This is a genomic window from Bartonella sp. AP19HLJMH (assembly GCF_042196245.1).
Lineage (GTDB): Bacteria > Pseudomonadota > Alphaproteobacteria > Rhizobiales > Rhizobiaceae > Bartonella.
Genome location: NZ_JBHIPX010000088.1, coordinates 1 through 735 on the forward strand (window position 1 = coordinate 1; position 735 = coordinate 735).

A 735-nucleotide genomic window follows, 5' to 3' on the forward strand; every position below is an offset into this window, starting at 1 on the left:
CCACCCTTTTTGCTGTAAGAATTGAATGAATTGTTTTGGTTGCATCTCGAGTATTTTAGCGGCTTCTGTAAGACTGAAGAGTCCATTATGACGCTGTAAGCTTTCAAGAGCCATGGCTTTTGGTGTTAAATCTTCAATGATGGTGTCTTTTTGATCTATTTGACCTTGTAGGTAATTCAAAAAGCCAATCATAGCCTTTGGACTTGAATAGTCGATTTGTGGTGTTACTACTTGCTTTTCCAATTCTTGCCAACGGTCTATAATCCTAGCACGTAATGTCATGCTGTAACCGGAAACTAAGATAAGGCATTCACGCTTAGGGAGGTTGTAACAGTTTTGGGGCTTACCCTGTTTATCTAAATAGGTGGATCCAAATTTGGATTGACCCCCTTCAGGATATAATTCTCCTAACATTTGTCGAATATCACGCATAATATGCGCATGTTGCTTACCGCATAACTCTGCAATTTCACGACTAGACATGGTTGGAACAGTTGTGTTTTGAAAATTGTTTTCAGATATTGTAATAAAGTTTCGCATCATCACCCCCCTTAATTAAGAAAAACACAAGGTTTGATATAATATTCTGCCATAGTTTCTATGACGTTCTGCTTGAGCAATTTTCCTTGCTGCGTGAATTTTGAAGTAATGATTATCAGTTTTATCTGTTTCTATTTCAGATTTTGGACAAATCTTCTGTCTGTTCCATTCTTGTTTTGTAAAAACAAAATCCAC

1 protein-coding gene and 1 pseudogene are annotated in these 735 nt (G+C 37.0%); both read right to left on the reverse strand.

Annotation, left to right across the window (positions count from 1 at the left end; all coding sequences use genetic code 11):
* Nucleotides 1-540, reverse strand: a 540-nt coding sequence (locus tag ACFINR_RS09515; protein ID WP_375654246.1) for a Rha family transcriptional regulator, incomplete at its 3' end; no start/stop codon positions are given.
* Nucleotides 541-555: 15 nt separating this feature from the next.
* Nucleotides 556-735: pseudogene (locus ACFINR_RS09520) on the reverse strand (hypothetical protein); the annotation flags it as partial.